This is a genomic window from Pseudomonas sp. A (assembly GCF_056270345.1).
This window is the reverse complement of record NZ_CM149873.1, coordinates 1,648,432-1,672,803: the sequence shown is the minus strand read 5'-3', so window position 1 is coordinate 1,672,803 and position 24,372 is coordinate 1,648,432. Positions and strand designations below refer to the sequence as shown.

26 protein-coding genes are annotated in these 24,372 nt (G+C 57.0%); 14 read left to right on the top strand and 12 right to left on the bottom strand.

Annotation, left to right across the window (positions count from 1 at the left end):
• Nucleotides 1–79 precede the first annotated feature (79 nt).
• Nucleotides 80–319 (top strand): type II toxin-antitoxin system RelB/DinJ family antitoxin, encoded by a 240-nt coding sequence (locus AC0MAZ_RS07625; protein WP_475860802.1) that lies wholly within the window; start codon nt 80–82, stop codon nt 317–319.
• Here AC0MAZ_RS07625 and AC0MAZ_RS07620 read toward each other — a convergent pair.
• A complete protein-coding gene (locus tag AC0MAZ_RS07620) occupies nt 314–1,090 on the bottom strand; it encodes a carbon-nitrogen hydrolase family protein (RefSeq protein ID WP_475860801.1) in 777 nt (258 codons plus the stop codon). The two genes, AC0MAZ_RS07625 and AC0MAZ_RS07620, sit on opposite strands and share 6 nt — an antisense overlap.
• A gap of 200 nt (nt 1,091–1,290) precedes the next feature.
• On the opposite strand from AC0MAZ_RS07620, the gene AC0MAZ_RS07615 reads away from it, so the two are divergent.
• The 4 genes from AC0MAZ_RS07615 to AC0MAZ_RS07600 all read left to right on the top strand — a co-directional run bounded on the left by AC0MAZ_RS07615 (nt 1,291) and on the right by AC0MAZ_RS07600 (nt 5,406).
• On the top strand, nt 1,291–2,331 hold the full coding sequence (locus AC0MAZ_RS07615) for a DMT family transporter (protein WP_475860800.1): 1,041 nt from the start codon (nt 1,291–1,293) through the stop codon (nt 2,329–2,331).
• Nucleotides 2,332–2,490: 159 nt separating this feature from the next.
• Entirely contained in the window at nt 2,491–3,510 is a 1,020-nt protein-coding gene (locus tag AC0MAZ_RS07610; RefSeq protein ID WP_475860799.1) for a hypothetical protein, read from the top strand.
• Between the two features lie 333 nt (nt 3,511–3,843).
• Entirely contained in the window at nt 3,844–4,626 is a 783-nt protein-coding gene (locus tag AC0MAZ_RS07605) for a hypothetical protein (protein ID WP_475860798.1), read from the top strand.
• 183 nt (nt 4,627–4,809) lie between these two features.
• Complete coding sequence (locus AC0MAZ_RS07600) at nt 4,810–5,406, top strand: transglycosylase SLT domain-containing protein (RefSeq protein ID WP_011535688.1); 597 nt, start codon at nt 4,810–4,812, stop codon at nt 5,404–5,406.
• A gap of 852 nt (nt 5,407–6,258) precedes the next feature.
• Here the strand turns inward: AC0MAZ_RS07600 and AC0MAZ_RS07595 are convergent.
• The 4 genes from AC0MAZ_RS07595 to AC0MAZ_RS07580 all read right to left on the bottom strand — a co-directional run bounded on the left by AC0MAZ_RS07595 (nt 6,259) and on the right by AC0MAZ_RS07580 (nt 9,114).
• A complete protein-coding gene (locus AC0MAZ_RS07595; RefSeq protein WP_475860797.1) occupies nt 6,259–7,272 on the bottom strand; it encodes an alpha/beta hydrolase in 1,014 nt (337 codons plus the stop codon).
• 32 nt (nt 7,273–7,304) lie between these two features.
• Nucleotides 7,305–7,724: an organic hydroperoxide resistance protein gene (locus tag AC0MAZ_RS07590; RefSeq protein WP_475860796.1), complete on the bottom strand. Its 420-nt coding sequence runs from the start codon at nt 7,722–7,724 to the stop codon at nt 7,305–7,307.
• Nucleotides 7,725–7,883: 159 nt separating this feature from the next.
• On the bottom strand, nt 7,884–8,267 hold the full coding sequence (locus AC0MAZ_RS07585) for a helix-turn-helix domain-containing protein (protein WP_475860795.1): 384 nt from the start codon (nt 8,265–8,267) through the stop codon (nt 7,884–7,886).
• Between the two features lie 163 nt (nt 8,268–8,430).
• Nucleotides 8,431–9,114 carry a hydrolase gene (locus AC0MAZ_RS07580; protein ID WP_186714192.1) on the bottom strand — a complete coding sequence of 228 codons (684 nt, stop codon included), beginning with the start codon at nt 9,112–9,114 and terminating at the stop codon, nt 8,431–8,433.
• Between the two features lie 259 nt (nt 9,115–9,373).
• Between AC0MAZ_RS07580 and AC0MAZ_RS07575 the strand changes: the two genes are divergently transcribed.
• The gene (locus tag AC0MAZ_RS07575) at nt 9,374–9,835 is read left to right on the top strand and encodes a Rid family hydrolase (protein WP_110736956.1); all 462 of its coding nucleotides are present in this window, start codon (nt 9,374–9,376) and stop codon (nt 9,833–9,835) included.
• Nucleotides 9,836–9,854: 19 nt separating this feature from the next.
• Here the strand turns inward: AC0MAZ_RS07575 and AC0MAZ_RS07570 are convergent, their stop codons facing one another.
• A complete protein-coding gene (locus tag AC0MAZ_RS07570) occupies nt 9,855–10,823 on the bottom strand; it encodes a LysR family transcriptional regulator (protein WP_475860794.1) in 969 nt (322 codons plus the stop codon).
• A gap of 161 nt (nt 10,824–10,984) precedes the next feature.
• Nucleotides 10,985–11,215, bottom strand: a complete 231-nt coding sequence (locus AC0MAZ_RS07565; RefSeq protein ID WP_331832131.1) for a hypothetical protein — start codon at nt 11,213–11,215, stop codon at nt 10,985–10,987.
• Nucleotides 11,216–12,556: 1,341 nt separating this feature from the next.
• Here AC0MAZ_RS07565 and AC0MAZ_RS07560 point away from each other — a divergent pair.
• On the top strand, nt 12,557–13,099 hold the full coding sequence (locus AC0MAZ_RS07560) for a helix-turn-helix domain-containing protein (protein WP_475860793.1): 543 nt from the start codon (nt 12,557–12,559) through the stop codon (nt 13,097–13,099).
• A 269-nt stretch (nt 13,100–13,368) separates the two neighbouring features.
• On the opposite strand, the gene AC0MAZ_RS07555 is transcribed toward AC0MAZ_RS07560, so the two are convergent.
• A complete protein-coding gene (locus AC0MAZ_RS07555) occupies nt 13,369–13,599 on the bottom strand; it encodes a hypothetical protein (protein ID WP_182322032.1) in 231 nt (76 codons plus the stop codon).
• Between the two features lie 711 nt (nt 13,600–14,310).
• Here AC0MAZ_RS07555 and tnpB (AC0MAZ_RS07550) point away from each other — a divergent pair.
• The 5 genes from tnpB (AC0MAZ_RS07550) to AC0MAZ_RS07530 all read left to right on the top strand — a co-directional run bounded on the left by tnpB (AC0MAZ_RS07550) (nt 14,311) and on the right by AC0MAZ_RS07530 (nt 17,610).
• Nucleotides 14,311–14,670 carry an IS66 family insertion sequence element accessory protein TnpB gene (gene tnpB, locus AC0MAZ_RS07550; protein WP_252090641.1) on the top strand — a complete coding sequence of 120 codons (360 nt, stop codon included), beginning with the start codon at nt 14,311–14,313 and terminating at the stop codon, nt 14,668–14,670.
• 18 nt (nt 14,671–14,688) lie between these two features.
• Nucleotides 14,689–16,221: an IS66 family transposase gene (gene tnpC / locus AC0MAZ_RS07545; RefSeq protein WP_475860792.1), complete on the top strand. Its 1,533-nt coding sequence runs from the start codon at nt 14,689–14,691 to the stop codon at nt 16,219–16,221.
• Between the two features lie 334 nt (nt 16,222–16,555).
• Nucleotides 16,556–16,732, top strand: a complete 177-nt coding sequence (locus tag AC0MAZ_RS07540) for a YHYH domain-containing protein (protein WP_475860791.1) — start codon at nt 16,556–16,558, stop codon at nt 16,730–16,732.
• 219 nt (nt 16,733–16,951) lie between these two features.
• Complete coding sequence (locus AC0MAZ_RS07535) at nt 16,952–17,239, top strand: hypothetical protein (protein ID WP_475860790.1); 288 nt, start codon at nt 16,952–16,954, stop codon at nt 17,237–17,239.
• A 59-nt stretch (nt 17,240–17,298) separates the two neighbouring features.
• A complete protein-coding gene (locus AC0MAZ_RS07530) occupies nt 17,299–17,610 on the top strand; it encodes a hypothetical protein (RefSeq protein ID WP_475860789.1) in 312 nt (103 codons plus the stop codon).
• Nucleotides 17,611–17,875: 265 nt separating this feature from the next.
• Here AC0MAZ_RS07530 and AC0MAZ_RS07525 read toward each other — a convergent pair whose 3' ends face one another.
• From AC0MAZ_RS07525 to AC0MAZ_RS07515, 3 genes are all read right to left on the bottom strand, one after another.
• Nucleotides 17,876–18,682, bottom strand: coding sequence for a hypothetical protein (locus AC0MAZ_RS07525; protein WP_475860788.1), 807 nt, complete (start codon nt 18,680–18,682; stop codon nt 17,876–17,878).
• Nucleotides 18,683–18,779: 97 nt separating this feature from the next.
• Complete coding sequence (locus tag AC0MAZ_RS07520; protein ID WP_475860787.1) at nt 18,780–19,262, bottom strand: hypothetical protein; 483 nt, start codon at nt 19,260–19,262, stop codon at nt 18,780–18,782.
• 245 nt (nt 19,263–19,507) lie between these two features.
• The gene (locus AC0MAZ_RS07515; protein WP_475860786.1) at nt 19,508–19,738 is read right to left on the bottom strand and encodes a hypothetical protein; all 231 of its coding nucleotides are present in this window, start codon (nt 19,736–19,738) and stop codon (nt 19,508–19,510) included.
• Nucleotides 19,739–19,870: 132 nt separating this feature from the next.
• Between AC0MAZ_RS07515 and tnpB (AC0MAZ_RS07510) the strand changes: the two genes are divergently transcribed.
• Nucleotides 19,871–20,230 carry an IS66 family insertion sequence element accessory protein TnpB gene (gene tnpB / locus AC0MAZ_RS07510; RefSeq protein WP_009687920.1) on the top strand — a complete coding sequence of 120 codons (360 nt, stop codon included), beginning with the start codon at nt 19,871–19,873 and terminating at the stop codon, nt 20,228–20,230.
• A gap of 18 nt (nt 20,231–20,248) precedes the next feature.
• Nucleotides 20,249–21,781: an IS66 family transposase gene (tnpC, locus tag AC0MAZ_RS07505; RefSeq protein WP_475858570.1), complete on the top strand. Its 1,533-nt coding sequence runs from the start codon at nt 20,249–20,251 to the stop codon at nt 21,779–21,781.
• Between the two features lie 575 nt (nt 21,782–22,356).
• On the opposite strand, the gene AC0MAZ_RS07500 is transcribed toward tnpC (AC0MAZ_RS07505), so the two are convergent.
• Entirely contained in the window at nt 22,357–24,042 is a 1,686-nt protein-coding gene (locus AC0MAZ_RS07500) for a class I SAM-dependent methyltransferase (RefSeq protein ID WP_475860785.1), read from the bottom strand.
• Between the last annotated feature and the right edge of the window lie 330 nt (nt 24,043–24,372).

Genomic DNA, 24,372 nt, shown 5'->3' with positions numbered 1-24,372 from the left:
GCAATCGCGTCGCCCTCTTGCTCAACTGCTGGTCCTGCCTCGCCGTACAGACAATTGTCATTACAAAAAGGCTGCAAGCATGGCGTCCATCAATGTGCGTATCGACGACGAACTCAAGATGCGCGCCTACCGTGAGCTGGAAAAACTGGGTGTAACCCCTTCCGAACTGATGCGCCAGGCACTGCAATACGTCGCTGAGCACGGGCAACTGCCGTTCAAACCCGTGCTGCTGACCGAAGAGGACGAAGCATTGCTCGCCACGGTATGCGAACGCCTGGCCGCGCCGCAGAGGGTCAGGGTAACGCTGGATGACCTATAGACTCGAATTCCATGCATCCAGAGACACGAACACTTCACGCCCCTGCCATTCACCCGCTTGCCCGGAAGCGACCAACAGCCGATTCCCTGCCCCTGAAGCAGCCACGACACACCGCCCCTGCTCGTCCCAGAACGCGCTGCGCCCTGCTGCCGCCCAGCCGCCCGTGGTGCCGCCATGGTTGGCCATGAGCACGGCCATGGCATGCCGCTGTGCATAACCCTGCAGCAACGCGCTATCCGCCGGATACCCACCCTCCCCGATCAGCACACCCGTCGCGTACACCTGCGCACCACGCTGCGCCGCCTGGGCAGCATGCTCCGGATGGCTGAAATCGGCGCATACCGACAAGGCCACGGACAGCCCGGCGACGGACAAAAGCTCGCCGCCGCTCCCCGCACTGAAGAACACGTCCTCGCCGGTATGCAGGTGCTGCTTGGTATAGACCGCAATCGAGCCATCCGGGTGGAGGATGCAGGCCGCAATTCGCGGCTTGTCCTGGCCCGGTACCTTGAGCGGCATCCCGACCACGGTGGTCATGCCCGCGTCCTGGGCGAACCGGCGCAGGGGGTCCAGCAGCGGTGTGTCCAGGCCCTGCGCCAGGCCACTGGCCACGGCGGGGGCATAGCCCGTGAGCGAAAGTTCGGGGAAGAGCAACAGTTCCACGCCATGCTCATGGGCTTGGCGCATGAACGCCAGGTGCAAGGCCAGGTTGGCGGGGATGTCGCCATCACCAATGGCGCATTGGGCGGCGGCGAAAACGGCGGATGGCATGGGCGTCTCCTGACAAGGTAAGTGGACTCTGCTCGGCTACCACCCAGAAGACAACTGTTACATCAACGATAGGATCAGCGTGGGAGCGGGCTTGCCCCGCGATGGGTCTCCCACAGAGCACCACAGCTTGGCTCCAGCCCTTGTGCAGAAAGGCTATGATGCTCTCCTGCACGCAATCAGCCTGACAGGGCGGCCCCATCATGAATCTGAGTGTTCTCTACGCGTTGGTTGCAGCGGCATTGTTTGGCGCAAGCACGCCGCTCGCCAAACTGTTGGGTGTCGATACCCCGCCCATCCTGCTGGCCGGGCTGCTCTACCTGGGCAGCGGCATCGGCCTGACTCTCGTCCGCCTTGTGCGCGATCGCGGCTGGCAGCGGCCCGGGCTGCCTGCCGGAGAATGGCCCTGGTTGCTGGGTGCCATCCTCTTCGGTGGCGTGCTTGCACCTGTGGCGCTGATGTTCGGGCTCACTCGCACAGCGGGGGCCACTGCATCGCTGATGCTCAATCTCGAGTCGGTTCTTACGGCAGTGTTGGCGTGGGTGGTGTTCAAGGAAAACGCCGACCGCCGGATCGTCATCGGCATGGTTGCCATCGTCCTGGGCGGTATCGTGCTGTCATGGCCGCAGGAGACCGCGACCGCCCATGACTGGATCGGCCCGTTGGCAGTGGCATTCGCCTGCCTGTGCTGGGCAATCGACAACAACCTGACCCGCAAGGTCTCAGCCTCGGACGCGCTGTTCATCGCCGGCAGCAAAGGCCTGGCGGCGGGCGTGGTCAATGGCGGCCTGGCCTTGGCCATCGGCTCGCAACTGCCGGCCCTGGGCACGTTGGGGTCGATCCTGCTGGTTGGGTTTCTCGGCTATGGCGTCAGCCTGGTGCTGTTCGTCCTGGCCCTTCGCGGGCTGGGAAGCGCGCGTACCGGGGCATACTTTTCCACCGCGCCGTTCCTGGGGGCTGCGGTCGCGATCCTGATGCTGGGTGAGTCGGTGTCCGTGATATTCCTGCTCGCCGCGGCGTTGATGGCCTTGGGTGTGTGGATTCACCTGATGGAAAACCATGTTCATGAGCATCAGCATGAGCCCCTCGATCATAGCCACCGGCATACGCACGACGAGCACCATCAGCATGAGCATGACTTCGAGTGGGACGGCACCGAGCCGCACAGCCACCCGCATGTGCACGCGCCGATTCGACATAGCCATGCGCATTTTCCGGATGTTCATCATCGGCATAGACACTGAACCAGTCAGGGTAAGGGGAGTGGTTTTTCTCATCCGTCAGCGGTAGAGAATTTCGTCCCCTTTACCGTTCGACGAATCACCGCCTGTTAACCATTTTTTTGATTTGTTAACTACTCAGGTTTACAGTGAGAAAATGACTTAACACGGCACACCCTCGACATGGCCAACCCACACAAGGACACCCAGCGCTACCTTGAGTCCGTCCTCGGTGTACCCGCTCACCTGAAACCGGCACCCCTCAGGCTCCCCTACCATCTTCTGGACGCCTATACCTGCTTCGAACTCACCCTCCAGTTCAAGTCGTCGCCGCTGGTGGTGTTGCTGCTCTTCCCCAGCAATCCAACCTACCCAGGCGCAGTAGCCCTTACCAAACACATCGCCCAGATAAGCCAAGCTACCCCCGCCACTCCCGTTTACGTCTGCCCTGCTTTGTCCGCTGCCGACCGCCGCAGCCTGATCAACCATCAGCTCAATTTCATCCAGCCTGGTTATCAGTTGTTCATCCCCGAACTGGCCATGGACCTGCGCGAACGTGTTCGCCAACGCCGCGTGCAGACAGCCATCACCGCACTGCTCCCCGCCGCCCAGGCCATGTTGCTGGCCCGCCTCTATCGAGGAGGGATCATCGACACACCATTCCCGGCCAGCTCACTCCTGGGTGATCTGACCTACAGCCGCGTGACCCTCTCGAAGGTCGTGGAACAACTGCTTCAGATTGGCCTGCTGATCGCCAGCCAGCCCAAAGGCGCGGTGCAGGCCTATGCCTTCAGCACCAGCGCGTCCGAGCTGTTCAATCAGGCTCGGCCTTACCTGCGCTCCCCGGTGAAACGTAAAGTCGCAATTTCCGCCGAACCAGCTCTCGGCAATGGTGTTTTCCTGGCCGGTGAAACGGCCCTGGCCAGTCAAACGCTTCTGGCCGCACCCGCGCAGCCCGTCTACGGCATGACCAAGCGGCGTTTTGATGCACTGCTTGCCGATAGTTCGCTACACCTCAGCCAATCGGTGGACGACACCCAGGCGTGGGTGGAAATCTGGGCCTACGACACCCTCGATACATCCGGCAACCGTGCCGATGCAGCTTCCCTGTTCCTGAGCCTGGACAATGCCCAGGATGAGCGCGTCCGGATGGCGCTCGATGAACTGAGGGAGCGGGTGGAATGGTTGGGGTCAGGGGACTAGCGCTTTTCGGGGAGCACTTCAGCCGCCATCGCGATCAGTACGTGCTGATTGGCGGGGTGGCTTCCTCACTTGTGATGGACGAGGCCGGTGTCTCATTCAGGACCACCAAGGGAAGCCCCGTTCAACTGCCCAGCCCAGACCCACTGATGTCTTCGTGGGAGCGGGCTTGCCCCGCGATGGCCCGCAAAGCGCAATGCTACTCGACGCTCAGCCCTGTAACTTGCCCAGCGCATCCAGCATCCTGCCCCGGCTCGAACCCTGCGTTTCACCCAAGGTATACTCCCGCCCCGTCGCGCCCAGAGTGGCGCGTAGCCTTCATGCGCAGGATGCCCTATGTCAGTTCAGCAACACGTTGCCGCCGCCGATACCACCTTCACTGCCGCGCTCGAGCCGCTCAACCATGCCCTTGAGCAGGTACGCCAGGCCGAAGTCCGGCTGCTGCAGCGCAGACGCCAGGTCACCCTGGCATTCATGTGCGTCCAGGCCGCCTACTGCGGCTACCTGATGCTCAAGTGGATCTGGCAGGGCCATTACATCGGCGGGCCGATCTATGCCGTGTTGCTCTGGTGCCTGTTGTGGCTGCTGTATTACCCGGTGTCGGTGCTGTGGTACCCGCGCCAGCGCGCACTGGACAAGGCCTATCGCGCGCTCGATGCTGCACGGATGGAAGAAGGCAAGGCGTTCCTGGCCAGCAAGGCCTTGGGCGCGTATCGCTGGGTCTGCCGCGGTGGGCGCATGCTGGCGGTGTTCCCCGACAGCCACGTGCTGTATGTGCTGGCCCCGGAGGTCGGCGAGCGCCATGCGCTGATGGACGCGCCACGAGTGGTCAAGCAAGTGCGCGTGGACGAACAGGCCGTCACCCGCAGCACCACCCAGACCACCACCAAGCACGGCTGGCGCAACGTCTACGCGTTCAACAATCAGTTCGGCATGATCGGCGGCGGCAAGTCCCGCTCCACCTCGACCACCACCCACGACACCGTGCGCACCTTCACCCTGCACGTGCAGTTGCAGAGCGCCGGCCAACATCCCTACTGGATTCAACTGCCCTTTGCCGATGACTGGCAGGAAGCTCGCAACTGGCAATTGCTGATCGAGCAGGCAACCGCCCGCTAACGGCCTTGCATCGCCCACCTGTAGGAGCGGCCTTGTGTCGCGAAAGGGCCGCAAAGCGGCCCCGGCGATCCGAGGTTGTGAACCCGCTTTGTGACCCGTAATCACCCAAGCTCACAGCCCAGATAATCACCTGGTGATACACCAGCAACCTGCGCCCCCAACGTCCGCAAAAGGAACCCCGTCATGCTTCGGCTCTTGATGCCAGCCCTGCTCCTGCTGCTTGCCGGCTGCGCCACCAAGCCCCCGGCCAACCCCGACAACCTCTGCGAGATCTTCCGCGAGAAGCCGAAATGGCACGAGGCGGCGCTGAAGATGCAGGCGCGCTGGGGGGCGCCGGTGCAGGTGCCGATGGCGATGATGTACCAGGAGTCCTCGTTCAAGCACGACGCCCTGCCGCCGCGCTACTACTTCCTCGGCTTCATCCCCTGGGGCCGGGTCAGCACCGCCTACGGCTACGCCCAGGCCAAGGACGAGACCTGGGCCGACTACAAGCGCGATGCCGGCGGCTGGGGCGCCGCCCGCGACGACTTCGCCGACGCGATCGACTTCATGGGCTGGTACATGCAGAAGAGCCAGCAGGTCAACGGTGTGTCCAAGTGGGACGCCTATGGCCAGTACCTGAACTACCACGAAGGCTGGGGCGGCTACCGCAACCGCAGCTACGACGCCAAGCCGTGGCTGAAGAACGTTTCGCAGAAGGTGCAGGCGCGGGCTTCGGTGTTCGGGGCGCAGTACCGGAGTTGCGAGCAGGAACTCGCGCGGGGTGGGTGGTTCTGGTAGGGCCGCCTGGCGATACGTTGCCGACCCAAAAGCCCGCTGTCTGGCTAATGCCAGTCAGTTAAACCAATTGGGGTCGCTCCGCGCCCCTTCGCGGGTAAACCCGCTCCCACAGGATCGCGCAAACACTGAATCGAGCGCTGTACTTTTGGGGGATTACCCAGCCCTTCGGGCTGCGCTGTCGCGCAGGGAACTGAGTTCACGGGTAGCCCGCGCGCCCTGTGGGAGCGGGTTTACCCGCGAACACCGGCGGAGCCGGTGCCAGGTACCGCGTTGGATTCTTCGCGGCTAAAGCCGCTCCCACAACATCGCGCAAATACTGAATCGAGCGCTGTACTTGTAGGAGATTACCCAGCCCTTCGGGCTGCGCTGTCGCGCAGGGAACTGAGTTCACGGGTAGCCCGCGCGCCCTGTGGGAGCGGGTTTACCCGCGAACACCGGCGGAGCCGGTGCCAGGCACCGCGTTGGATTCTTCGCGGGTAAAGCCGCTCCCACAACATCGCGCAAACACTGAGTCGAGCGCTGTACTTGTAGGAGATTACCCAGCCCTTCGGGCTGCGCTGTCGCGCAGGGAACTGAGTTCACGGGTAGCCCGCGCGCCCTGTGGGAGCGGGTTTACCCGCGAACACCGGCGGAGCCGGTGCCAGGCACCGCGTTGGATTCTTCGCGGCTAAAGCCGCTCCCACAACATCGCGCAAATACTGAATCGAGCGCTGTACTTGTAGGAGCGGGTTTACCCGCGAAGGGCTGCAAAGCAGCCCCAATAAGTGCAATGAAGCGCTAACTGACTGGCGGTTTTTTCGTTTCCCGCATTGATCGCCCGTTCATGGCATCCACCTGCGGGCTTGGGTGGGCTCACTTCAAATGCACTTTCAGCGCCTCGCCAGCCTGCAGCATTGCAGCGCGCACCGCCGGCACGTGGCTGACGACATTCAGCAAGCCGTAGTCATGGATCATCCCGTTGTAGCGCACCGCAGTGACCGGCACGCCCGCTTGGTCCAGCTTGCGAGCATAGGCTTCCCCTTCATCACGCAGCACATCGGCACTCGCGGTCTGCACCAGCGCTGGCGGCAGGCCTTTCAACTGCTCGGTGGTCGCGCGCAGCGGCGAGGCGTAGATCTCGGCACGTTGCTTGGGGTCGGTGGTGTAGTTGTCCCAGAACCACTTCATCATGTTGCGGGTGAGGAAGTGCCCCTCGGCGTACTGGTTGTACGACGCCGTCTCGAAGTTGGCGTCGGTCACGGGCCACAGCAGCACCTGGTACTTGATGGCCGGGGTGCCTTTGTCCTTGGCCATCAGGCTGACCACCGCTGCCATGTTGCCGCCGACGCTGTTGCCCGCGACCGCCAGGCGCTTGCCGTCGACATTGATGTCCTTGCCATGCTCGGCCACCCATCGGGTTGCCGCGTAGGCCTGGTTGATCGCCGTAGGGTAGTGCGCTTCAGGGGACGGGGTGTAGTTGACGAACACCGCCACCGCCCCAGACCCGACGACCAAGTCGCGCACCAGGCGCTCATGGGTCGGGAAGTCGCCGAGCACCCAGCCGCCGCCGTGGAAGTACATGAACACCGGCAAGGTCCCCTTCACACCCGCCGGGCGCACGATGGTCAAGCGGATGGCCTGGCCATCGACGGTGATGGTCTTCTCGCTGACATCCGCCTTGGGCAGCGTCAGTTTCACCCCGGACTGAGCGCCGGCCAGCACCGCGCGGGCATCCTGCGGCGAAAGCTGCTCGATGGGTTTGCCACCGCCCGCGTTCAAGGTATCGAGGAATGCCTGGGTGTTGTGCTCGACGCCAGCGTCGGCGAATGCGTTACCGATCGACAAGGCAAGCAGCGAGCCCGCGAGGGTCTTGGTCAAAACGTTCATTTCAAATCCCCTGTTTCTGCTGAGGCAGTAGGTCAGACGGTGACGTGCAGACGGACATCGACGTTGCCACGGGTGGCATTGGAGTACGGGCACACCTGGTGGGCCGCCTCCACCAACGCTTGTGCATCAGCGTGCTCCAGGCCTGGCAGGTTGATGTGCAGGTCGATATCCAGGCCAAAGCCGCCAAGGATCTGGCCAATGCCGACCTGCGCAGTGATCGAGGCGTCGGCTGGAATGCTGCGTTTGCGCTGGCCGGCGACGAACTTCAGCGCGCCGATGAAGCAGGCCGAGTAACCCGCGGCGAACAGTTGCTCAGGGTTGGTGGCATCACCACCGGCACCGCCCAGTTCCTTCGGCGTGGCCAGTTTCACATCGAGGTGCTTGTCGCTGGAGATGGCTCGGCCATCGCGACCACCGGTTGCGGTGGCGACTGCGGTGTAGAGAACGTTCATGGCTTTCCTCACTTTTAATGTATTCGGGGGCATGCTGTTGGCGACTTCACTGTTTGTACGCCAACAGTTCGCAATCAGTTGTTGCGCAATAATTTAGTGCGCATTGTTTTTGAAAATAATCTGCCGCTGTAACAAACTGGTTTTCAAGGGAGTTACACCTCAGGCAATGGCTTGTTGCTGCCAAGCCTTTGGTGTCATGCCTTCAGCCTTCACGAAAGTGCGGCAGAAGTGAGATTGATCGCAGAAGCCGCATTCCAGTGCGATCTCTGTGAGCAACATCGTGGAAGTCTTCAATAGCTCCCTGCTCTTCATCACCCGCTGCTCACGCAACCATTGTTGCGGGGACATCCGGGTACTTTGCTTGAACATGCGTGAGAAGTGACTGCGCGACAATGCGCACGCTTCGGCGATTTCAGTCACTGATAGGCAGGTATCCAGCCTGTCCAGCATCAGCTGTGTGGCCGTTCTCAACTGCCAGGATTTGAGCTGCCCTGTCGAAGCCAGTGTCAGCGTCGCCAGCATGGTAGAGTTGTCCTTGTTCATACACACCCATCAATCCAGGTAGCAGGATGCGAGCGCCTGACCCGAGCAGCGCTGGGCGCTGGAGACCCCAGAGGTTCCAGGCCAGGCTCGTTGATTCGGGTCAGCCCACTGCGCACCCTTCGCACGTCAGTGAACAGCCCCCAGGGCAGGGGCTGGCGATGGCTCAGACAGCAGCGACAGGCGCCAAGGTGGGGCCATGCTGAACGCGTTCAGGCGCCTTGTGCACCATGGTGTAGGCGTAGTCGACGCCCATGCCATAGGCACCGGAGTGTTCCTTGACCAGCGCCATCACGGCGTCGTAGGTGTCGCGGTTCTTCCAGTCCCGCTGCCATTCCAGCAGCACCTGCTGCCAGGTCACCGGCACCACGCCGGCCTGGATCATGCGCTGCATGGCGTAATCGTGGGCTTCCTTGGTGGTGCCGCCGGAGGCGTCCGCGACCATGTAGATTTCATAGCCGGCATCGTTCATTGCCGACAGGGCGAAGGTGGCGTTGCAGACCTCGGTCCACAAGCCGGAGACGATGATCTTGTTGCGGCCATTGCGCTTGAGGGCGTCGCGCACCTTCTGGTCATCCCAGGAGTTCATCGAGGTGCGCTCCAGCAGCGGGGCATCCGGGAACACCGCGAGCAGCTCGGGGTAGGTGTGGCCCGAGAAGCTTTGCGTCTCGACCGTGGTGAAGGTGGTGGGGATATTGAAAATCTTCGCGGCCTTGGCCAGGCCAACGGTGTTGTTCTTCAGCGTTTGCCGGTCGATGCTCTGAACGCCGAAGGCCATCTGCGGCTGCTGATCGATGAAGATCAGTTGGCTGTTGAACGGGGTCAGGACTTCAGTCTTAGGATTGCTCATTGTTGTTTCCTTTCAATTTGATGAAGTTCGATCGCACCCGTTTCAGGGCCCGCACGTTGCGGGCATCACCGTAGCCACGAGTGCTCGCCTCAGCGTCGTTGCTTGAGGACGAGCAAAAGATAACGAAACAAAACGCCTGTCGGTGGCGCACTTTTGCGCCTCTACCGGCTCATTTTTGCGCCATTGAATACACGGTCGCGCTGCTAGCATTCGCCGTTCCATTCGGATCAAGCCGGTCCGTCATGTGCAGGAGAATGCAATGGCAGCTTCACAACCGTTCAACAAGCAGACCGCCTACTGGGGCGTTTCCTGGGAGGAGGCGTATGGCTATCCGCAGGCACGGCGGGTAGGCAACGAGATCTACGTATCAGGCCAGTTCAACCATGACGAGGCCGGTAATCTGCTGGCCCCGGCGCCGCTGAACGCCGACGGCAAGCCCAGCGATTTCTCGTCGATGGGCGAGCAGATGCAAGTCGCCTACGACAACATTGCCAAGCTGCTCGCCTTGTATGGCGCGACGCTGCAAGACGTTGTCGAGGAAACGCTTTATGTACTGGACATGGACGCTGCGTTCGCGGTGGTCGGCAAAGTGCGCAAGGCGGCCTATGGCACTGAGCGGCCTCAGTGCGCGAGCAATATCATTGGGGTGTCGAGGCTTGCCCAGCGCCCGCAGTTGATCGAGATCGCCTGCAAGGCCGTGATTGGCGCCCGGGAAATCTAAGCTGCGCTCCCGGTTGCGATCAGGTAGCCGGGAGTACCAACTGCCCCTCGACCAAGGGCTTTTGACTGGCCACGGCAGCGGCGCAGAAAGTCATGAATGCTTTGACGCGCCACGACTTGCGAATGTCCTGGTGCGTCAGCAGCCACAATTCGTCCTGAAGCTCTGGCACCACCGGGCCTGCGCGTACCAACCCCGGGGTGATGTCGCCCAGCATGCAGGGCAGGAATCCATACCCCAGGCCCGCCGCGATGGCGACGCTTGCGGCTGCAACAGAATCGGTGCGGTAGGCAATGCGCTCAGCGGCGACCCTGCTTTCGACATAGCTTGTCGCCCGCAAACCGCAGAGCGCCGCCGAGTAGGACACCCATGCCTGCCCCTCTGCGAACAGGGGCTCGGCGGTCACCTGCTTGGCGCTGCAGTAAGGTGCCCAGGCAATGTTCGCCAGTTTACGGCCCACCAGGCTCTCCGCAGGTTTTCTCGTCGCCCGAATGGCGATATCCGATTCATCCCGGGCGAGGCTGAGGGTTTCATTGCCTACCAGCACCTCGAGGCTGATCCCCTCGTTGAGGGCCTTGAAGTCCGCGATGATGGGGGTGAAGAAGTACAGCAGCAGCGAGTCGCTGGTGGTAATGCGAAGCTTCCCCAGCGGGCCTTGGCCAGAACGTGAAACACGCCGCGTGACGCTGACGATATCCAGCTCCACGCGCTCGGCGAGTGCTCGCAATTCAGCGCCCTCGGCGGTGAGCAGATAGCCTGATTTGCGGTGGTCGAACAGCGCGATGCCGAGCGTTCGCTCGACCTGGGCAACCCGGCGCGAAACGGTGGAGACATTGATGCCAAGCTTCTTGGCCGTCGCCGCACGATTGCCGCAATCACTGAGCGTCTTGATGATGCGCAAGTCGTCCCACGAGAGCTGATTGACAGCCTCGGCGACGTCCCACTTCGGCCCATCAGCGGCAGCTGGCGCTTTTCCAGTTGGCGATTTCACACAGTTCGTTCCAGATGCGAAGGCGCTGATGATACGAGATGGGGGTGGGTGAAGCAGCCATATTGTTCTAGCGATAGGTTGAGAACGGGACGGTGCAAGTGGCGCCCGATCAGGGCATGCCACGCAATAGGGCCGCAACGCGGCCCCGATGATGCGTGGCATCAGTCTCCAGAAACACTCTCGTCTTTCATCGCCTCCAGCTTGCCGAACTGCTCGCTGGCCAACCGGCTGATGATCCGGATCGCCTGGTGAATTCCCGCTGTGTTACGGAAGCTCAGTTGCGGGTTGTGCTCGCACTCCAGCACCTCGTCGTGCTGGACCAGCGCCTCGCCGAGCAGTTCGAGGGTCCAGACGTAGCTTTGGAGGGTAGACAGGCGTTCATGGTCAGGCATGGGGCACCTCCCGGTTGGCGCGGGTGGCGAGGGAGTGGCTGTCGATCGGGTAGAAGGTTGGGGATGGGGTGGCCGCGGGGGTTGGGCGGCGGAGAGCGGATGCGAGGATCCTGTACAGACGTGTGATGGTCATGCATGAGACTCCAAGTTAGGTTGGAACCACCACGCACTGTCGCCAAACAATGGGTGGCAGCTGTACGCAGGTTGGCGAACCGGGAACTTGGAACCCGGCAGACCCGAAGGTCTCCCGCGCACAGCCGCCATGGCACGAGGCTGCGGACGCAAAAAAAGCGCCTGCAATCGTGTGGGGCGCTGCTGCGCCAAGTTTATCCGGGTCGCCAAACCCGGTCGCGGAATTTGCCGCGACTGGTAGGGAATTTATTCCTTGGAGGCTTCTAGTGCAAGGTTCTTGGGGCTAGGAAATGGCAATGGGAAACGTAGGAAATGGCTTGCATGAAGGGGCTGGGTGGCAACAATACGTGGATTGGTCGACCGGGACGAAAGGGACCGGCACACCTGAGGTGTCCCACGTACTGTCGCCATGGTGAAAACGTGCCCAATATGGGCAGCCCTACGTGTGGAGAGGGTGGCAGCTGTACGCAGATTGGCGAACCGAGGAAAAGATACCCTGCAGACCAGATGGTCTCCCGCGTACAGCAGCCATGTCACAGCAGACGGGTGCAGGTTAGCTACATCCAGTCATTGATGAGGCTTGCTGAGATAGCTAGAGACAAAACGCCCGCACGGCAAGGATGGCGGTGACTTCTAGGGGCTGGTGCGGAGACAGGAGTCGAATCAGGCACCTGAAAGCCAGAAAGTACGGGAAAATTCATAGCCACAAGCCACCACGGTATACCTAAACCGAAAAGTACCCCGGCTCCATACCCCTGGCATGTGACCCCTTCCGCCAGCCTGCCAAGGGGTTTCTGTGGCAGCGCCCTTTGCTCAAGCAGATGCCGGAAAGTTTGCCGGTATCTAAAGCCCCATCTGCCTGATGATCCTGAGCGGCTCCATTCCATCGCGTAACGCCCTGCTGGCGTCCTTGGTCATCTGATCGAGAGCCTTGCTCTCCAATGCTTCAGCCATTGACGACGGCCATCCGGTCAGTAGCGCCAGCTCGGGCGGATATCGAACTGACTCCGGCCTGAGTAGTTAGCCACAGTCAATTACGGATTGAGTGGTGTGGCCATCAGTGCTCCAGCCATCCCACCTCAGGCCCACCAGTCGCGAAGTACACATCCATTGATCTAGCGTGACTATTCGCGCTAGCTATTGACCAAGCCTCTACAGGACATTATATTTCCCGCCAGGACATGACATTTCCCAAAAAGAGACAACCCCATGCAAAATCAACGCTCCTCCAGCTTTTCCTCACTGCTCCTTCTGGCGCTCAAAGAAATCCGCCTTGAACGCGGAATCCACCAAGCACACGTCGCTCAAGCTGTAGGTAAAACTCCAAGCGCTTGGGCAAAAATCGAGAGTGGCCAGTCTCCACTCGCCACAGATGCTTTTTTCGGCGCCTGCGCGGCGCTCATGCTCCAGCCCTCCTACGTAATGACCCTCATCGAGCGCTTGGTCCCGATCTTCAACCAAAATGGTTGGTACTTCCAGGCCTCTCACTTGGGCGAAGAGGATGAGCTCCTTCCACTGCTCCACAGCTATTTCACGAGCCCGGGGTACGAGGCTCTCAAGAATCGCCCCTTCAATCGCGTGAGCATCACGTCACTGGGGACGGTATTCAACCCTCTGGGTGACCCGACAATCGTCCAATACTGCTGCAATGAGGTAACCAGAAACTGGATCGACAACGGCGCTCTGCCTATGCCTGAGACGACAACATCCCCAATGCCCGCAATCACTGGCGCGGCAAACTTGGGCTTCTGACCAAGGGGTTTTGACTCACTGGGCCGGTGATCCGGCCCAGTGAAAGAGTTGAATAGTCAGTTCTGACGGTGTCCGCCCCCATAGCCCCACCAGACTTAGCACCAGCCCTTATACAGCAGGGCTCACAACTGATCCTGTTCAAGCGCCAGCAGCCCAATCCATCAAGCAAAAAATGGGGACGGATTTATTTTTCGGCGACGAATCAGGTACTGCCCGAACAGGGCACGCTACACAATGGGGCCGCAAAGCGACCCCGATGATGCGCAGCATCAGCCTTCAGAAACACACTCTTCTTTCATCGCCTCCAGCTTGCCGAACTGCTCACTAGCCAACCGGCTGATGATCCGGATCGCCTGGTGAATCCCCGCCGTGTTGCGGAAGCTCAGCTGCGGGTTGTGCTCGCACTCCAGCACCTCGTCATGCTGGACCAGCGCCTCGCCGAGCAGTTCGAGGGTCCAGACGTAGCTCTGGAGGGTAGACAGGCGTTCATGGTCAGGCATGGGGCACCTCCCGGTTGGCGCGGGTGGCGAGGGAGTGGCTGTCGATCGGGTAGAAGGTTGGGGATGGGGTGGCCGCGGGGGTTGGGCGGCGGAGAGCGGATGCGAGGATCCTCAGTATCTTGGTGGTCATGCATGAGTTCCTTTCGTTGTGGAACTGCCACCGCTCGCGGCCAAGCAAGTTTAGGTGGCAGCAGTACGCGGGTTGGCCGACCGGGACGAAAGGGGCCCGGCACACCCGAAGGTGTCCCGCGCACCACCGCCATGACGCGACATCGCGGGCACAAAAAAAGCGCCTGCGATGAAGACTGGGCGCTGTTGCGCCTTTCGATTCCGACCGGCCAAGGTCGCGTCGCCGATGCTTCGGCGACGGAGGGAATTTATGCCTTGGGGGCTGCTAATGCAAGCTTAGGAAGGCTGGGAAAACGCGATTGGTGCTGCGGGAAACTGCCTACAACTCAAGGACACGTAAATGCCACCCAACGAGCCGGTTCGGCGCAGCTGAAAGGTTTACGAAGAACTGTACGGAGACAGACGGACGGTTGCTGGCCGTGAGGGCCCGGTATTCGCGGGGCTGGAACTTGGTGGATTTTTTGACGTACCTCAAAGGGTATCTATAAAAAATCAGCGTAAGCGCTCCATGAACCCCACATTCAAAGCGCTTACCTGATCCCCGATGCTGTGCTCCCGATTTCTTTCTGGAGCTCGCCGACCATGATGCGACCCGACGCCAAAGTCGAAAAAGTGTACCTCTACCCCAAGCCCGTCGACTTTCGAAAATCCATCGATGGCCTGGCCGCGCTGGTCGAACTCGATATCAAGGTGGCGGTGTTCGACCCGGTGCTTTTCGTCTTCCTCAACAAGCCGCGCAACCGCGTGAAGATCCTGTATTGGGAGCGCAACGGTTTCTGCCTGTGGCTCAAGCGCCTGGACTCCGAACGGTTCAAAACTTCACCCGATCCGACTGACGTCGCCATCGTCCTGACCGTCCAGGAACTGAACTGGCTACTCGATGGCTTCGACCTCTGGCGTAACCGTCCGCATCAGGTTTTGACCCCTCGTTTCGTCGCCTGATTCGGTATAATCCGCGGCATGATTTCCATGCCCGAAACCCTCCCTGCCGATCCTGTTCTGCTCAAGCAACTGCTTGAGCAGATGATCGACGAGCGCGCGTCCGACAAAGGCAAGATCGTTCATCTCGAAGAGGAAGTTGCGCTGTTGCGCCAGCGCTTGTTCGGGCGCAAGACCGAGCAGACGGGCGATGCGGCGGCACCACAATTGCCTCTCTTCAACGAAGCGGAAAGCCTGGCCGAACCCTTGGATGAGGCTGGCGACGAAGAAGTCGTTGCGCCGACCAAACGCCGTGGCAAGCGCAAGCCGCTGCCAGCTGATTTGCCGCGTATCGAAGTTGTCCACGAACTGCCCGAGCATGAACTGACCTGCGCTTGCGGCTGCCGCAAACATGCCATCGGTGAAGAAGTCAGCGAACAGCTTGAAATCGTCCCGATGCAGATTCGCGTCATCAAGCATGTGCGCAAGGTGTACGGCTGCCGCGACTGCGAGTCAGCGCCCATGACGGCGGACAAGCCCGCCCAGGTGATCGAGAAAAGCATGGCCAGCCCGAGTGTGCTGGCTATGCTGCTGACCACCAAATACGTAGACGGCTTGCCGCTTCACCGCTTCGAAAAAGTGCTGGGGCGTCACGGTATCGATATCCCGCGCCAAACCCTGGCACGCTGGGTGATTCAATGCAGCGAGCACTTTCAGCCGCTGCTGAATCTGATGCGCGAAAGCCTGTTGAACAGTCGGATCATCCACTGTGACGAAACCCGCGTGCAGGTGTTGAAAGAGCCGGGTCGTGAGCCCAGCAGCCAATCCTGGATGTGGGTACAAACCGGCGGCCCACCTGATCGCCCGGTGATCCTTTTCGACTACGCCACCAGCCGAGCGCAGGAGGTGCCCATGCGCCTGCTGGATGGCTATCGCGGTTATGTCATGACCGACGATTACGCCGGTTACAACGCACTGGCCACACAGAACGGCGTGGAGCGGTTGGGCTGCTGGGCGCATGCGCGGCGCAAGTTCGTCGAAGCGCAGAAAGTGCAGCCCAAGGGTAAAACCGGGCGTGCAGATATCGCCCTGAATTTGATCAACAAGCTGTATGGCATTGAGCGCGACCATAAGGACAGCAGCGATGAAGATCGCAAGCTGGCCCGCCAAGCGCGCAGCCAACCGGTGCTGACTCAGCTGAAAAACTGGGTAGAGAAAACGCAACCTCAGGTCACGACGCAGAATGCCTTGGGCAAGGCCATCGGTTACTTGGCCAGCAACTGGAGCAAGTTGGAACGCTACGTCGAGCAGGGTGACTTGCCGATCGACAACAACGCCGCCGAGCGTGCGATCCGCCCGTTTGTGATTGGCAGAAAGAACTGGTTGTTCAGTGACACGCCCAAAGGTGCCACTACCAGCGCACAACTTTACAGCTTGGTAGAAACGGCCAAAGCCAACGGCCAAGAACCCTATGCGTGGCTGCGCCACGCACTGGAACGCCTGCCGCAGGCGTGCTCAGTGGAAGACTACGAAGCGCTGCTGCCGTGGAATTGCACGCCTCAAATACATAGCTAAGTACTCTGCCCATCGTTGGCTAGGTGGGGTTCATGGAGCGCTTACGTTTATGGAGCGCTTACATTGCACGCACAGCATCGGGGATCAGGTAAGCGCTTTGAATGTGGGGTTTATGGAGCGCTTACAAATCAGCTAGTTATGGCTTTCAGTGGAATCGAATAGGGACTTGCAGAGGATCCAGTGAGAACTACGCCTACCCGTTTCTATGAATCGCCCCGGGAGTGTCAGATGCTTTCACACAGCCTAGACCCATAGCAGATGGTCATAAGGAAACCGTCCTTCTGCTACGTACAGGAAGAGGCTTTGTCAATCTGTGATTACGGGGTTATGCTTTATGAGGCATTTTGCCATTGCCACAAATAAGCATAGAGTATGCCTGATGAAAATCTTTTCCCTCTTGATCGCTGCAGTCCTTTCTTTCTCCTCAGTAACTACCTTCGCGCACAGCGGTGGCACTGACTCGAAGGGCTGCCACACCAATCACAAAACAGGCGAGCGCCACTGCCACTAAGGTACTCTCCAGGTACTTGAGTAGCGGCGTTCTTGAGTTCTGAGTATCCCGGCCGTAGACCCAGAGCCGGCGGTTACAGCGATTTGCGGACATATGTCGATCTTTCTTGATTAAAAACAAGGAGTTACGCATAAGTATAGATTACTAAAAGACACAGGCAGACAAGTATTAATACCTTGGCGACGCCCACTACTAACTAACCCTATGACGGAGCGCTGCATGAATATGATCTCGTACTGGAAAAATCACAAAGAAATTCATGTCGACAATGGTTTGATTCTCATTATAGGTTGGTACGATCACAAGAACCAAGAAAATGGTGGGAGTAAGGCATTAGGGGTTCACTGGGGAGATTATCCGCACTCCAGGGGGGTATTAAGCCCTTGCGTAATACCAAAAGCCACTCGCAGCGCTATTCTTTCCGGGCTGTTGCACCAAGCCGTTTCCACTGCAAATTTGGAGTTGGTTGAATCGATTACTGAAGCAATTGAGTTCTTTCATGCCTAACCATTCCACCACTATTGATACGACACTAGCTGAGTAAATGTTTGACAAAGGAGGAATCCATGCTATTTCGGGTAATTGAACTCACACAGGGAAATATAAATAACAACCACCTCTACCTTTCCAGCATCATAGATTTATTCCCACCTGAATCCATTGGCGGCCCAAATGAAAGTAAACAAGGCGTTCAACTAGAGATCCATTGCGGTGTTGCAAAGCCAGTCTTCACTGACATTGCAGGAGACAAAAAGATTTTTAGGAAGCGCTCGTGGCTGGGGGAATTTTTCCAGTCCCACACCCTGTCTGCTGGTAGCCGGATTATTATTGAAAGAACTGGGGCTAATCGCTATCACATTTTCCCCGCGCGAGGGTAATGCACAAGTAAACCAGTCGCGGTAACCAGTAGTTCGAGCCGCTGGGTCGACTCGATCAAAGACATCCAAGATGAATTAGGTAGCAAGAATAATCTCACCTAAGGGACTGATAAGCCGGACATGTACCATGACACCTCCATTAGATTCTCAGGACCGACGGTGGCATCCGACGATCGTCTACTATCGATCCCAAGCGGGCTCTAATCTTTGAAATCTGTCCCCGACGGGTCAGAGCAATAGCTCCCGCAGCAAATGGTCAGCTATTTCACCACAGTAACTTATCAATGATTCTCGGTATTCCACTTGTGCCTGGCACCGGGTCAATTGCTAGGAATGCATGCAATCCTGGATTTCCATTTTGTTGCTGCCATATCTCATAGATATGTTGGTTAACAGCCGTTGCGGCCAAAAATCTTGCAGCATCCCAACTGCGTCGGCCAGCACCCCTCGGGCTCGGATTGGGTACGCCCGGCAGCGACGCACCCAACCAGCCAGCCCAGTTTTTTATCCCCATGGGGGGAGTGTATGTACTTTGTAGGATATGAAAGTAGGAAATCCCCGAATGGCGTCCATCAATCATCGGAGCGAGATTTGGAAAAAGACAATGCAAAGTCTTACTTGCTGCAACAAAGCCGCCGCTTAAAGTAACGGCACCGGGAGTCGACAGCGTCGCATAAAGCAAACCAAGCTCCACTGATAAGTTTTGGCCTGTATTAGGATTTATGGTACTGCATGGCGCGGACATCGGTAATTCGATGTGCTCTATCCATTGAATAGACGCTGCCTGAAGATTTTGAAGTGTATTCGCCAGTATACTAGGCGCTACGAGCACTGAACCTTGTTTATCCATACCAAAAGCAGTCAAAAGAGCATGGATGGTGACAGCTGCATTTCCAAAACGAACCCAGCCAAGAACCCCGCCGTGCCCAGCAACACCGCTTTGTCTTGCGTTTATGAACGTGTTGTAGGTGAGGTTGTAATTTGCAGTTCTATTTCCGATATTGTATGCGGAAATCGCCGCAGGAATCATTACTGCCAAAGCAGATAAGGGCGTATTCTGAGCAACTGGCACTGCTACTCTCCATGCTTGCCGAAAGTGCTTAACACCTCAATAATCGACGTAGCCTTTCCGCATCAGGCACCTGCAAGATGCGAAGCTAATAAATTTGCTAGGCATTTAAAACCAGCTGTTCGTAATCACTTTCTTCTAGACTGAGTATTTCAGCAAGAACTCTATTTGCTTCAGCTTTTTCTACCCACCCAGAGAGAGATAGAACCTGAACAGAAACACTAGGAATAGACACCTTATCTCCATTGTAATCTATCATCATGTATTTACTCCCAACCCTTTCATTAACTTGCTGATCTGGATTAATGGAAAAACCCTCACCTATACAGTCAGTATCAAATCTGGCCAACACCCTCCCATAACAACCAAAACAACTCAGTACTTTAGCGGCGTCTTCCAAGGTTGTCATACCGAATAGAAGCTGAACACCTTGACCGGAGTCCACTTTTTCTTTTACTGGCTTATTCCACGTAAAGTCTCTGTCAGTTCCGCACTCATCGGACGTATAGAACTCAATGTCATTATAAATTTCCGATGAGTGAAACTGATCTTCTTTTGTCCTTAAAAAACGATAAAAATACAACTGACAAACTCCTTACGCACTAAATGGTACATTTAAACGCGCTATATGGTGGATTACATGACCAGATGAGATCAGTATACTGCTCTCGAGTGGAGTTTGAGAGGTGGATTCGTGGAAAATGCACCATTCCAGCAGTTTCCTAGAAAAAATGGGGACGGATTAATTTTTCGGCGACGAATCAGATACTGCCCGAACAGGGCACGCTACACAATGGGGCCGCAAAGCGGCCCCGATGATGCGCAGCATCAGCCTTCAGAAACACACTCTTCCTTCATCGCCTCCAGCTTGCCGAACTTCTCACTGGCCAACCGGATGATGATCCGGATCGCCTGGTGAATTCCCGCCGTGTTGCGAAAACTCAGCTGCAGGTTGTGCTCGCACTCCAGCACCTCGTCATGCTGCACCAGCGCCTCACCGAGCAGTTCGAGGGTCCAGACGTAGCTCTGGAGGGTAGACAGGCGTTCATGGTCAGGCATGGGGCACCTCCCGGTTGGCGCGGGTGGCGAGGGACTGGCTGTCGATCGTATCCGCTCCATGAAACCCACATTCCAACTGAATAGCTGACGCCCGATGCTGCGCTCCCGATTTCTTTCTGGAGCCCGCAAGTCATGATGCGCCCCGACAGCAAAGTTGAAAAAGTCTACCTCTATCCCAAACCCGTGGACTTTCGAAAGTCCATCGACGGCCTCACCGCGCTGGTCGAGCTGGATATCAAAGTCGCGGTATTCGACCCCGTACTTTTCGTCTTCCTCAATAAAGCCCGCAACCGCATCAAGGTGTTGTATTGGGAGCGCAACGGCTTCTGCCTTTGGCTCAAGCGCCTCGAAGCCGAGCGTTTCAAAACCTCACCCGACGCCACCGACGAAGCCATCGTTCTGACCGTCCAGGAACTGAATTGGCTCCTCGACGGTTTCGATCTCTGGCGCAACCGTCCGCATCAGGTTTTGACACCCCGTTTCGTCGCCTGACCCGGTATAATCCGGGACATGATTTCAGTACCCGATGACCTTCCTGACGACCCTGACGCGCTCAAACTACTGCTTACGCAGTTGTTGGCCGAGCGCACGGTCGATAAAGGCCAGATCGTCGATCTTAAAGAACAGGTCAAGCTGCTGCGCGATCGACTGTTCAATCGCAAGTCCGAGCAAACCGTCGAGTCCAACACACCCCAACTGGCGTTGTTCAACGAACCCGAAAGCCAGTGGGTACCTGCCGCTGATGATGCCGACGAAGAAGTTGTTGCGCCAACCAAAAAACGCGGCAAACGCAAACCACTGTCGGCCGACCTGCCACGTATTGAAGTCATTCATGACTTGCCTGAGCACGAACTGACTTGCGCCTGTGGTTGCCGCAAGCATGTGATTGGCGAGCAAACCAGCGAACAACTCGACATCGTGCCGATGCAGATCCGTGTGCTCAAACACGTGCGCAAAGTCTATGGCTGCCATGGTTGCGAAGCCGCGCCGGTCACTGCTGACAAGCCGGCCCAGTTGATCGAAAAGAGCATGGCCAGTCCCAGCGTGCTGGCCATGTTGCTGACCACCAAGTACGTTGATGGTCTGCCACTGCACCGCTTCGAGACGGTGCTGAACCGACATGGCATCGAGATCCCTCGGCAAACCCTGGCCCGCTGGGTCATCCAGTGCAGCGAACACTTCCAGCCACTGCTGAACCTGATGCGTGACCGCCTGCTGGAAAGCCCGGTGATTCATTGCGACGAAACACGAGTGCAGGTGCTCAAAGAGCCGGATCGTGATCCGACCACTCAATCCTGGATGTGGGTGCAGGCCAGTGGCCCGCCTGATCGACAAGTTGTGCTGTTCGATTACACCACCAGCCGCGCGCAGGATGTGCCGCTGCGCCTGCTGGAGGGCTATCGCGGCTACGTGATGACCGATGATTACGCCGGTTATAACGCTTTGGGGTTACAGCCAGGCGTTGAACGACTGGCGTGTATGGCGCACGCCCGCCGTAAATTCGTCGAGGCGCAGAAAGTGCAGCCCAAGGGCAAGACCGGTCGCGCCGATGTCGCGCTGGCGATGATCAACAAATTGTATGGCATCGAACGCGACCTCAAGGATGCCAGCGATGAACAGCGATTCATTGGTCGTCAGGAACGAAGCCTGCCGATCCTCGAGCAGTTGAAAAGTTGGCTCGACAAGACACACTCGCAAGTGACACTGCAAAGCGTACTGGGCAAGGCGGTGCATTACCTGGCAAACAACTGGAACCGCCTGGAGCGCTACGTCGAGGCGGGCCACCTGCCGATCGACAACAACCTGGCAGAGCGGGCCATAAAGCCGTTTGTGATCGGGCGCAAGGCTTGGCTGTTCAGTGACACGCCCAAGGGAGCCACGGCCAGCGCTCGGATCTACAGCTTGGTCGAAACCGCCAAAGCCAACGGCCAAGAGCCCTATACATGGCTGCGCCACGTATTTGAGCGACTGCCCCATGCGTCGTCAGTAGCAGACTACGAAGCGCTGCTGCCATGGAACTGTTCGCCAGAGGTGCCACGGTAACCTTGGTTCCCACCTTGCGGTAGGTGGGGTTCATGGATCGGTTACGTTCTGTAGATCTCAAAAAGGCGTTTGACTGGGAAGTCGTGCAGTACGGGCCCCAAGCCTTGCTTGGCGTACCAGCGATGATCTGAGCTTGCTATCACGATGAAGGCAAGGTCATCGCCGCTGGTAATAAGCTGGAAGTGGTATCTGTTTCCTGAGGCTGAATAATCTCAGTTCGCTGAGTGGCGCTGTGGGCTGGTCGTAAGGGAATGGCAGGCTGAGTCGCCCCAGCTTCGGTAGCCACTCGAAGACTACTACTGGCCGCAAGCTGCCCCGACATGAAGGGCTGCTACGGGTCGATAGCAGCCGGTCACGACTGACCGCTATCGGCCAGAAGCGGTCATTGAGTTACTACTGAATTAGCTTGTAATATACATATTTATCTAGTTGGCAATGAAATGCCAGCCAATGGCCAGATTGGCAATTTTCATACTCAGCAACCAGTTAAACCAGAAAAGACTCACACGAACCTCTAATTTAGCCTGCCTGATACTCATTAAACTTCAGGAAGGTATGATGCACGGACTGCTAAATTAGGATGTAAGCTTTTCATTCAAGTCAATACGCTTTTTAAGCGAGCTTTCTTCAATGGAAGAAATTGGCAATGCATGCCCTCCATAAAGATAGTCATCTTGGTAGTTATGATTATTTTTAACCAAAGCATCCAGTGCAAGCCTGAAGGTCAACTGGGTAGACATCACTTCAAGGTCACTAGCAACCAAATGACCGGAAGATAGCCAGTCATAGATATACCTACACTCATCAAAAGGAAGGACATCAAGGAACATCCGGTTCTTTTTACCATCGGCGACATACGTAAACCGTTTAGCCTCTTTAATATTCAAATGCTTCGGATAGGAAAACTGTGCAAATAACGGATAAAAGCCTAAGCCCTCAGTGGGCACATCGCATAGCTGAGGCATTTCTAACCGATAATTGAAGTCCCGAACATCTAGCATCCCCGCCCGCCACAAACCCTTATCCTCTTTGCAAGCATAAAAAGCGAGAATAGTTTCGATGGCTTTCTTTTCGTTTCCACTGGTATCAACTAGTTGCTGCATCCATCGACGAAAAAAGTTCCGTTCGCCATCCGAATATGGAACATTTTGCCCCTCATAAACATCAAGAAAATCAATTGTTCTTAACAGCGAAAAATTGCCTCCTTCATGAACGTAGCCGCACTCATTCCCCAACAGATTTTTTTTGGCCGAGGCAATGACCTCTTCTTTTTTCAAAAACATATTATCCCACAGCTTGCTGTTGATCAGTCTCTCTGTGGGGGCGATAATAGATCCTATATCCATTATCTGCCGCGTTATATAAGAGCCATAATAAAAATCAAAGTTCGACTTTACCTTGTCGAATAGGAGCTCATAACCTGGCTCCTCGTCCTCCACTATAGAAGAATCATCTTCGTGATCCACTGTAGAAGAATCATCTTCATCAAGATCGTGCATAGTCGTCTCGGAAACCCACATCCCATGCTCTTCCGCACTGGCTCCAGCATAGAATCTTTTTCCTGAGGTCGCGTCCAAAGTTCGCTTTGGGTAAAGATATGATGCTATCAAGTGCGAATATTTATGCAGGTCGGATTCTTTATTGGTGTCTGGCGCACTAAAGTTAGTAATAAGTACCCCCAAAGGGTTCAGTGACGAGTTTCGAAAAATTGAAGATACGATTTGTAGAGTTCTTTTATCGCTACTAGGAAATGTCGCACAAGCATCGTAGTATATAATATCAAATCTCCGGGGAGTGGCCGCGAAGTACTCCTCCATTTTCATTTTTATTAATTTGACGCCCCTAATATTACTATCACGAACCTCCTTGAGGGCTCGTTCAAATTCAACATCCAAAATTTCAAAGGCCCAAATATTTTCAGCACTCACCCCTAGATCAATCAATGTTTTTATGTCATTCATGGGCTCAGGCCCCGCGAGATATGCAATGGTTAGATCTCTCGCTTTTAATCGACCAACTACAGAAGCCCGGAAATCTTCCCATGCTGTCACATCACGATCCAAACAGCGATCAGCGGCCAACTGATATTCGCCGTAATCTAGAATACTGCATAATTTTCTCGCTGTGCGCACATAAGTTCTAGAGGCTATAGCCGACTTCTGTCTACGAGTGGTTAAAAGTTTTACAGCATGGGTCAGCGCGTTGGATCGAGCCAAAGTTTTCGTGGGCTGCTTGTATGAAGTTGTATTTTTATCATCCATTCGTAAAAACCTATCCTGGTTAAACCGATTTTAAGAAATTTCTTACTAACAATTCACAGGGTCGCACGCACAATTTTCGGATTTGCCAAAGCTAGCAAGTATGAAAGCGTTCATCTGTGAGAAAACATGGCCTCCAGCTTGACATAATCTGTCAGTCGAGATTTTTTTCCAACTACGAAAACGCCTTAGCCTTCGTCTAATTCTGAACGGCGGCAGCTTGAAACCGCTAACCATGATGGCGGCGCGCACGAGCGCAGAGCCTAATACGGGGTTAGAACCACGCGAGGGAGATCGCGTACTCGGATTCCATTACTCGGTAGTGACCTGGAC